Source organism: Sulfurihydrogenibium sp. (assembly GCF_028276765.1).
Classification (GTDB): domain Bacteria; phylum Aquificota; class Aquificia; order Aquificales; family Hydrogenothermaceae; genus Sulfurihydrogenibium.
Map to the genome: position 1 here is coordinate 1 of NZ_JAPYVU010000058.1, position 9,510 is coordinate 9,510.

Here is a 9,510-nt window from a genome sequence, read left to right on the forward strand (position 1 = left end):
TTTTTTAGAAAAAGTAAACTATGGAGGTAATTTCTCACCCGACGTATATTCAATTATGATAAAATTAAAAATATTATTTTTTCAGGAGGATGATTTTTTGAAAATAGCAATCGGTAGCGACCATGGTGGTTTTTTCTACAAAGAAAAAATAAAAGAATATCTAAAATCAAAAAAATATGAAGTTATAGACAAAGGGACTTATTCTCCTGAACCTGTTGATTATCCTTACTTTGGTGAAGAAGTCGGTAAAAGCGTTCAATCTGGCGAAGCAGATAGAGGAATAATCATCTGTGGAACCGGAATAGGAATATCTATTGCAGCTAACAAAATTAAAGGAGTAAGAGCAGCCCTTTGTACAAACGAATTTATGGCAAGAATGGCAAGGTCTCATAATGATGCTAACGTTTTAGCCCTTGGTCAAAGAGTGATAGGCTTAGACCATGCTCTTGCAATCATAGATGTATTTTTAGAAACACCTTTTGAAGGTGGAAGACACGAAAGAAGAGTCAAATTGATATTAGATATTGAAAATGGAATAATCTAAGTAGGAGGTTTTTTAAATTGTTAAATCATCTAAAAAATGTAGACCCTGAAGTTTACAGTGCAATCTCAAAAGAGTTTAAAAGACAAGAGGAACATTTAGAAATGATAGCTTCTGAAAATTACACATCTCAAGCTGTAATGGAAGCTCAAGGAAGTGTGCTGACAAACAAATACGCAGAGGGTTTGCCCCATAAAAGATACTACGGTGGATGTGAGTATGTTGATATAGTTGAAGAACTTGCAATAGAAAGAGTTAAAAAGTTGTTTGGAGCAGAGCATGCAAACGTTCAGCCACACTCTGGTTCACAGGCAAACCAAGCTGTCTTTTTCTCTCAGCTCCAACCGGGGGATACAATTCTTGGAATGAGATTAGACCATGGCGGACACCTTACCCACGGAGCTAAGGTAAATGTTTCTGGAATTGTTTTTAACTCTGTTCAGTATGGATTAAATCCACAAACAGAACTTATCGATTACGATGAAGTTTACCGACTTGCAAAAGAGTATAAACCAAAAATGATTATAGCAGGTGCGTCAGCATACTCAAGAGTTATCGACTTTGCAAAATTTAGAGAGATAGCCGATGAAGTTGGTGCATTGCTAATGGTTGACATGGCTCACTACGCAGGATTAATAGCCGGTGGAGTATATCCTAATCCTGTCCCGTATGCTCAGTTTGTAACGTCCACAACCCATAAAACATTAAGAGGTCCAAGAGGTGGAGTAATTCTTTGCAAATCAGAGTATGCAAAAGATATAGATAAATGGGTGTTCCCAAGATTACAAGGTGGACCGCTTATGCATGTGATCGCTGCAAAGGCTGTAGCATTTGGCGAAGCTTTAACAGAAGATTTTAAAAAGTATGCAGAGCAGGTAGTAAAAAATGCCAGAGCATTGGCAGAAGAGTTAATGGCGGAAGGTTTAAGGATTGTATCCGGTGGAACAGACAGTCATATGATGCTTGTTGATTTAAGACCATTAAACGTAAAAGGAAATCAAGCAGAAGAAGCTCTTGGAAAGGCTAATATAACAGTTAATAAAAACGCAATACCATTTGACCCGGAGAAACCAACAGTAACATCCGGAATAAGACTTGGAACAGCAGCATTAACAACCAGAGGAATGAAAGAAAACGACATGAGAAGAATTGCGAAAAATATTGTTAAAGTATTAAAAAATCTTGATAATGAAAAAGTTATACAAGAAGTGAGAGATGATGTTTTATCCTTATGCTCAAGCTATCCACTGTATCCAAATTGGTTTAAGGATTATGGCTACGGTGAATAAGTGAAGCCAAAAGTAAAGTCTCCACTTTTACCGGAAGTATTTAAAATCAAAAAGCTTCTTCGCAAGCTGAACCTACACACAGTTTGCGAGGAGGCTAATTGCCCAAACATTGGCGACTGCTTTTCAAGGAAAACAGCCACTTTTATGATTATGGGTGATATCTGCACAAGAGACTGTCCATACTGTAACGTATCTCACGGAAAGCCACAAGCTTTAGACCCGCAAGAGCCTGAGAATGTAGCAAATGCAATAAAAACACTCGGATTAAAACATGTTGTGATCACATCAGTTGATAGAGATGACCTTCCAGACGGCGGAGCGTCCCACTTTGCAAAAGTTATACAAAAAGTAAAAGAAATAAATCCGGGCATAACAATAGAAGTCTTGATACCAGACTTTAAAGGAAGTATAGAATCTTTAAAAACAGTAATAGATGCAAATCCGGAGGTTGTAAATCACAATATAGAAACTGTAAAAGAGCTTTATAAAATTGTAAGACCACAGGGAAATTATGAAAGGTCGTTAAAAATACTAAAATCAATAAAAGAAATAAGTCAAAAAACTATATCAAAATCCGGCTTTATGGTAGGGCTTGGAGAGACAAAAGAACAGATAATAAATTTAATGGAAGATTTGTACAAAAATAACGTAGAAATACTAACAATCGGTCAGTATTTACAGCCATCAAAAAACCATTTACCGGTATATAGGTATTATTCAGAAGAAGAGTTTAGAGAGTTTGAAGAAATAGGCTACAAGATAGGTTTTAAGTATATATTTTCTGGCATATTGATAAGAAGTTCTTTTAATGCACAAGAACAGTTTATGACAATGAATAAGTGAGAGGTGAGATGTTTATATAGTTTTTTACTCACTACTCATCACACGTCATCATTTTTTTAATTTTCCCAAACTGGTATAACTTATACAACACCTTTAAATTTTTTTGAAAAAGTTGTAGAATAACTACTAGTTAAACTTTTTTCATCAGAGGTCATACTCATGGAAAGTCTATGGTGGGATGCTTCAATCTGGTTTTTCCTTGCACTTGTTGCTAGTCTTATTTCTCTTAGATTAGGAATATCTGCAGCACTAATTGAACTAATAGTGGGTGTAGTTGCAGGAAATACAATCCATCCTAACATTACACAATGGGTAACTTTCCTTGCTAGCGTAGGTGCAGTTGTCTTAACTTTTCTTGCAGGTGCAGAGCTGGAAACAGAGGTAATAAAAAAATACTGGAAAGAGTCTTTAGTTTTGGGTTTGGTGGGTTTCCTATCTCCCTTCATTGGTGCATGGCTAATAGCTCAATACATACTTGGATGGAGTATGCCACAAGCCCAACTTGCCGGAATAGCACTTTCAACTACATCGGTAGCGGTTGTATATGCGGTTATGGTAGAAACTGGATTAAACGAGACAAGTTTGGGGAAGCTGATATTAGCTGCATGTTTTGTAAATGACCTTGGAACAGTCATAGCTTTAGGTTTAATATTTACCAAGCTGGGAACAATCTTTTGGGTATTTGTAGTAATAACTATTGGATCACTCTTTATGCTACCTTATTTTACACGTGTATATTTTAATTACGTAAAAAATCATCCCAGTGAGCCTGAAGTTAAATATATACTGTTTATTCTTTTTGCCTTGGGTTGGTTGGCAAGTAAGGCAGGCAGTGAAGCTGTTTTACCCGCTTACTTGGTGGGAGCTGTTCTTGCCAACCTGTTTCTCGCAAACAGAGAGCTCGTGAAAAGATTAAGAGCATCTACTATAGCTTTTCTTACACCTTTTTACTTTCTAAAAGCTGGTAGTCTTGTGGATGCAAAAGTTGTATATACAAGTTTAGGACTGATTGTAATTTTCTTTTTTGTAAAGAGCATTACTAAGTTCCTTGGACTCTATCCTGTTGGTCTTGTTTTTAGATTCCCATTTAGAACGAATATATATAATACCCTTTTGATGAGTACTGGACTTACCTTTGGTACCATATCTGCACTCTATGGGTTAAATAACGGTATCATAGATAAAACTCAATACTCTGTGCTTGTGGTTGTAGTTATACTATCTGCTATAATTCCTACTTTAATAGCTCAGAAATTTTTCTATCCTAAAAAAGAAGACTTAAATTTGAAAAAGAATTAGGAGGTTAACCATGTTCAAAAAAATCCTTTTAGCTTATGATGGTTCTGAAGGATCAAGACTTGCACTTGAAAAAGCAGTTTATCTTACGGCTCAATTTAGGTCTGAACTTTTTATTCTATCCGTAGGTAGAATACCAGAATATGCAGAAACCGTTTCAGAAACTGAAGAAGCTAAAGAACAAGCAAATAAATACTATGAAAAGATATTGCAGTCTGCTTTAGAAATAGTCCAAGAAAGGGGCATTCAAGCAAAAACTCTTATAAGGTATGGAAAACCAGGAGACGAAATAGTAAATACTGCAAAGGAAATAGGTGCAGACCTTATAGTCCTTGGCACTAAAACACACCCCACTTTAGTAAGACGACTATTGGGCACAACAGCAGATAAAGTTGTCGATAATGCTCATTGCTCTGTTTTGGTAGTTAGGTAAACTGCTAAGCAAATTTTATAATGGCTCACGACAACGTTTTAAGTTAAAATTATAACAAAATATAAAAAGGAAAATCTTGGGGATTGTTATACACTCAATTAAATTTCTTTTTAACGTATGGTAAAATTTTACTATCCTAAAATAAAATACCATAACTTGGAGTAAGTAATTGGAGAAGTATTTAGTTATTGCAGTAGGTGGAAGCATTGGAGCAATTCTTAGATACTTAACAGGTGTATACTCTGCAAAGCTATTCGGAACATGGCTACCATACGGTACGCTTATAGTTAATGTTGTTGGTTCGTTTATCCTCTCATTTTTTATGATACTGTTTTTAGAAAAATTATCTTTAGACCCACTGTGGAGACTGTTTGTAGCAGTTGGTTTTTGTGGAAGCTATACTACATTATCATCCATAACCTACGAAACCTTATCCATAGCAATGGATGGAGATTATGTAAGAGCTTTACTAAATATTGCTTTAAATTTTGGACTATCCTTTTTATCAGCATTTGCAGGAATAGTATTAGCAAGGATGTTATAGGAGGTGTATCATGAAAATTGAAACAGAAGCTGTTTTGCTTAGAATACATATAGGCGAGGCAGATAAATACAAAGGAAAACCTTTATACAAAAAAATTGTTGAAATTCTTAGAGAAAATCATATAGCAGGAGCAACAGTTTTAAGAGGAATACTTGGATTTGGTAAATCTACAAGAATCCATGCAGCATCAATATTAGATTTATCTGAAGATTTACCGATAATTGTTGAAGTTGTAGAAAATGAAGATAAAATAAAAGCAGTTTTACCCATGATCGAGCCTTTGATAGAAAATGGTTTAATTACGATGGAAAAAGTTAAAGTTTTAAAATATTCTGCCAAAGGAGACTAATGTTGTTTGCCGGCATAGAGTGTGTTGATAATATATTTTTAGTTAGCCTTATGGATGAAAACAAAACAGTTAAAGGAATTTTTAAATTTTATAAAGAAGGTCTTTTATGGTTTATCGACCATTATAATCCAAATATTATTGCTGTAAGTTATGACTTTCCGGTAAGGTCAAAAATAGCTTTAACAAATAAAGCATCTTCAAATTTATACAAATCAATCATCGAGCAGTTTGAATACACAGAAGTTGATAGAAGGTCTTTTAAAGAAAAAGAAAAAAGAATCTTAAAATCCGACCATGAAGAGTTTTGGAAGAAAATCATAAGAAAAGAAATTCTTCCACCAGAAACACCGGAAGGTTTAGAGCAAAGATTGTATAACCTACCTAAAACAGGCATTAGATTAAATAAAAGATTACTATCTCAAAACAAAAAACTTATTGCAAAAGAGATAGATGCGGTAATACTATCTTTTGCGGGATACAGCTTTTATAACAACAGATTTGAAAATGAAGAAACAGAAAATGGCATTATAATCATTCCTAAATACATTTATGTTATGAAAAAAGACAGACAAGATGCTATATCATCTGAAGGAGAATCTTAAATAGTAAGCAAAAAGTCCTATATACTCTCTGATTGCTTTTGTTGAATCTTGAAGAACGTTCATTTTAGGAAAGTAGCTATAAACTGTATACTTTTTATCCATCTTAAAGTCTGTTGGATATGGAATTACATTTAATCCTGCCTGCTTAAAAGTCATGTAAGACCTTGGCATATGATAAGCAGAAGTAACTAAAATAACAGTCTTGTATCCATACTTTTCGCAGATTTTCTTTGTAAAAAAAGCATTTTCTAATGTATCTCTGCTTTGGACATCTGTAAAAATCATTTTTTTATCAATCCCAAGCTCAGTTAATAAAGATTTCATAGCTTCTGATTCTGGTAGATTTGTAATGGCAGACCCACCGGATAAGATAATTGGAACGTTTAATCTTTTATGAAGCACAAAACCTGCAAGAACCCTTTTTAAAGAATCTTCTGTTAGAATTCCGGTATTATAACTACCACCACCCAAAACAACTATAACATCTCCGCTTATATTTTTTGGCTGTTGAAATTTTGTCTCAAGAGGCTTTAGAAGAAAATCTTTTACAGGCTCTATTGAGATTAAATAAATTGAAATAGCTGAAGCTAACGAGATGGTCAAAACTCTTTTATTATTTCTTGAAAAATAAGCAATGATTAGAAATATAAAAACAAACAATCCAGGTGGTATAATGAAAAACGTAATTAGCTTCTTTATAAAAAACATAGACTATCCTGCTTTTGTTTGATTTTTTTAAATATTTTAACATTTATATCCTATGTATCTGCAAGACATTCCGGTTTAGAAAATCTCGATTTGTTTAAATTCATAATATCACAAAAACATTGTAGAGATGATTTAAAGCAAGTTAGACATCTCGTAGCTTTTAATTTCTCGCAAAATCAATGTAGTATAAACAATATGCTAAAATATTAAGAAAAAAGACATAAAAACGGAGTCTATCATTATGAAAGCAGTTATACTTGCCGGTGGAAGTGGGACAAGATTATATCCTGTTACTATCTCAGTAAATAAACATTTTTTGCCAATTTATAATAAACCTATGATTTATTACCCTTTGTCTCTTGTTATGCTTCTTGGAATTAAAGATGTTATGTTTATAGTTAATCCGGAGGATTTAGACTCTTTCAAAAAACTATTTAATGACGGAACCCATCTTGGGATAAACATTCATTATAAAATCCAAAGTAAACCAAACGGACTCGCAGAAGGGTTGATTCTTGCAGAAGATTTTATAAAAGACGATAATGTGTTTTATCTTCTTGGAGATAATGTGTTTTTTGGCCATGATTTACCAAAGGTTTTAAAAGAAGCAAAAGAAGATGTTGAGAAAAATGGCGGAGCTTATGTGTTTGGATACTATGTAAAAGACCCAGAAAGGTTCGGTGTGATTGAGTTTGATGAGCTGGGAAATGTTTTATCAATAGAAGAAAAACCTAAAAAACCAAAATCTAATTATGCAGCGGTAGGGATGTATTTTTACGATAAAAAAGCTGTAGATTATGCAAAGAATGTAAAACCATCAGAAAGAGGGGAGCTTGAAATTACATCTGTTAATGAGATGTACTTAAAAGATAAAAAGCTAAAAGTCAAGCTGCTTGGTAGAGGTTTTGCATGGTTTGATGCAGGAACCCATGACAGTTTTCTTGAAGCTGGAGAATTTGTTGCAACAATAGAAAAAAGAACAGGTTTAATGATAGGCTGTATAGAAGAAATAGCCTACAATAATGGATGGATTTCAAAAGAGCACCTTTTAAAATTAGCCCAACCACTTAAAAAGACAGAATACGGTAAATATCTTTTAAGTTTAGTAAAAGACCATGAAAGGAGCTGAGTAATGCCATTTGAAATAATTGGCACTGAAATCCCAGAGGTAAAAATAGTTAAACCAAAAGTTTTTGAAGATGCGCGGGGATTTTTCTTAGAATTTTATAAAAAATCTGACTTTGAAAAAGCTGGATTAAATGTTGAATTTGTTCAAGATAATCATTCTAAGTCTGTTAAAGGCGTGCTTAGAGGACTTCATTTTCAAGAAAAGCCTTACGAGCAAGGTAAATTGGTAAGATGCATAAAAGGAAAAATTTTTGATGTGGCGGTAGATATAAGACCAGATAGTCTATACTTTAAAAAATGGGTGGGCGTTGAATTATCTGAGGAAAATAAGCTTATGCTATGGATTCCGCCAGGATTTGCCCATGGATTTTTAACCTTATCAGAAGAAGCAGAGATAATATATAAAGTTTCCTATAGCGAATACTCTCCAGCTTATGACAGAGGAATAATATGGAACGACCAAGATATAAATATAAAGTGGCCGTTAGAAACGATCGATAATCTTATCCTGTCAGAAAAAGATAAAAAACTACCAACCTTAAAAGAATATATGAAGGAGCTAAAGAGATGAAAATTTTAATTACGGGTGGAGCTGGTTTTATTGGAAGTGAATTTACAAGACAGGCTGTAAAAAAAGGTTTAGATGTTGTAGTTGTAGACAAATTAACATATGCTGGAGACTTAGAGAGACTTAAAGAAGTTGAAGAAAAAATTACATTTTACAAAGCAGATATTACAAACAAAGAATTTATCGAGTACATTTTTAATAAAGAAAGTCCTGATATTGTAGTGCATTGGGCGGCAGAAAGTCATGTAGATAGAAGTATTTTAGACCCAAGCCCATTTATTGATACAAACGTAAAAGGAACGCAGGTATTGCTTGATGCTGCAAGAGACAACAACGTTAAATTGTTTATAAACATAGCTACCGATGAAGTCTATGGAGAGCTTGGCGAAGAAGGTCAGTTTTATGAAATCAGTCCACTTGTACCTAACTCTCCCTACTCTGTATCTAAAGCTTCAGCTGATATGCTTGGAAGAGCTTATTTTAGAACCTATGGATTGCCATTAATCACTGTAAGACCATCTAATAATTATGGTTGGTGGCAGTATCCAGAAAAACTCATACCAGTTGTTATTTTAAAAGCTTTAAATAATGAACCTATCCCAGTTTATGGTCAAGGATTAAACATTAGAGAATGGTTGTTTGTCTCTGATTGTGCAGATGCAGTTTTTGAAATTATAGAGAAAGGTAAAGTTGGAGAAATTTATAACGTTGGAAGCGGTCAAGAAAAAAGAAACATAGATGTTGTAAAATCTATTTTAAAAATATTAAATAAACCTGAAGATTTAATAACTTTTGTTAAAGATAGACCAGGTCATGATTATAGATATTCATTAAACACGGATAAAATAAATAAGGAAATAGGCTGGAAGGCAAAGGTAAACTTTGAGGAAGGTATAGAAAAGACCGTTAAATGGTATTTAGACAATTTAGATTGGGTTAACAGAAAGCTAAGCTATCTAAAATCTTATTGGGAAAAGGTATATAAGTGATGGCGAGTAATATGATAAAGAATTGGGTAATTTTTCTTTTTCTTGTCAACACAGAGATTGAGACTTTCCTGGGATATTAAAAGACGTAGAAACAATATACGTCGGGTGAGAAATTACCTCCATAGTTTACTTTTTCTAAAAAAGCTATAACCAATAGCATATGCATATAGATAAGCAACAAAAGTCTTAACCTTTCTCCATCTACTTATAAGATTGAAAT

At 33.6% G+C, this 9,510-nt stretch carries 12 protein-coding genes; 11 read left to right on the forward strand and 1 reads right to left on the reverse strand.

Translation table 11 applies throughout. From position 1 onward, the window contains the following. Positions 1-97: 97 nt before the first annotated feature. From rpiB to Q0929_RS08080, 8 genes are all read left to right on the forward strand, one after another. A complete protein-coding gene (rpiB, locus tag Q0929_RS08045; protein ID WP_299239606.1) occupies positions 98-544 on the forward strand; it encodes a ribose 5-phosphate isomerase B in 447 nt (148 codons plus the stop codon). Positions 545-561: 17 nt separating this feature from the next. Next, positions 562-1,830 carry a serine hydroxymethyltransferase gene (gene glyA, locus Q0929_RS08050; protein ID WP_299239577.1) on the forward strand — a complete coding sequence of 423 codons (1,269 nt, stop codon included), beginning with the start codon at positions 562-564 and terminating at the stop codon, positions 1,828-1,830. Further along, on the forward strand, positions 1,831-2,673 hold the full coding sequence (gene lipA / locus Q0929_RS08055) for a lipoyl synthase (protein WP_299239580.1): 843 nt from the start codon (positions 1,831-1,833) through the stop codon (positions 2,671-2,673). A 159-nt stretch (positions 2,674-2,832) separates the two neighbouring features. Then, positions 2,833-3,972 carry a cation:proton antiporter gene (locus tag Q0929_RS08060; RefSeq protein ID WP_299239582.1) on the forward strand — a complete coding sequence of 380 codons (1,140 nt, stop codon included), beginning with the start codon at positions 2,833-2,835 and terminating at the stop codon, positions 3,970-3,972. A 10-nt stretch (positions 3,973-3,982) separates the two neighbouring features. Continuing rightward, a complete protein-coding gene (locus Q0929_RS08065) occupies positions 3,983-4,402 on the forward strand; it encodes a universal stress protein (RefSeq protein WP_299239585.1) in 420 nt (139 codons plus the stop codon). 169 nt (positions 4,403-4,571) lie between these two features. After that, complete coding sequence (gene crcB, locus Q0929_RS08070) at positions 4,572-4,946, forward strand: fluoride efflux transporter CrcB (protein ID WP_299239588.1); 375 nt, start codon at positions 4,572-4,574, stop codon at positions 4,944-4,946. 10 nt (positions 4,947-4,956) lie between these two features. After that, positions 4,957-5,295, forward strand: coding sequence for a DUF190 domain-containing protein (locus tag Q0929_RS08075; protein WP_299239591.1), 339 nt, complete (start codon positions 4,957-4,959; stop codon positions 5,293-5,295). Continuing rightward, entirely contained in the window at positions 5,295-5,897 is a 603-nt protein-coding gene (locus Q0929_RS08080) for a hypothetical protein (RefSeq protein WP_299239594.1), read from the forward strand. The genes Q0929_RS08075 and Q0929_RS08080 overlap by 1 nt, the downstream gene beginning before the upstream one ends. On the opposite strand, the gene Q0929_RS08085 is transcribed toward Q0929_RS08080, so the two are convergent. Then, positions 5,877-6,605, reverse strand: a complete 729-nt coding sequence (locus Q0929_RS08085; RefSeq protein ID WP_299225717.1) for a YdcF family protein — start codon at positions 6,603-6,605, stop codon at positions 5,877-5,879. The two genes, Q0929_RS08080 and Q0929_RS08085, sit on opposite strands and share 21 nt — an antisense overlap. 241 nt (positions 6,606-6,846) lie before the next feature. On the opposite strand from Q0929_RS08085, the gene rfbA reads away from it, so the two are divergent. From rfbA to rfbB, 3 genes are read left to right on the forward strand one after another with little or no spacing between them, the layout of a single operon-like run. Continuing rightward, positions 6,847-7,734, forward strand: a complete 888-nt coding sequence (gene rfbA, locus Q0929_RS08090; RefSeq protein ID WP_299239597.1) for a glucose-1-phosphate thymidylyltransferase RfbA — start codon at positions 6,847-6,849, stop codon at positions 7,732-7,734. A gap of 3 nt (positions 7,735-7,737) precedes the next feature. Next, positions 7,738-8,304 (forward strand): dTDP-4-dehydrorhamnose 3,5-epimerase, encoded by a 567-nt coding sequence (gene rfbC, locus Q0929_RS08095; protein WP_299239600.1) that lies wholly within the window; start codon positions 7,738-7,740, stop codon positions 8,302-8,304. Next, entirely contained in the window at positions 8,301-9,290 is a 990-nt protein-coding gene (rfbB, locus tag Q0929_RS08100) for a dTDP-glucose 4,6-dehydratase (RefSeq protein ID WP_299239603.1), read from the forward strand. The genes rfbC and rfbB overlap by 4 nt, the downstream gene beginning before the upstream one ends. Positions 9,291-9,510 lie beyond the last annotated feature (220 nt).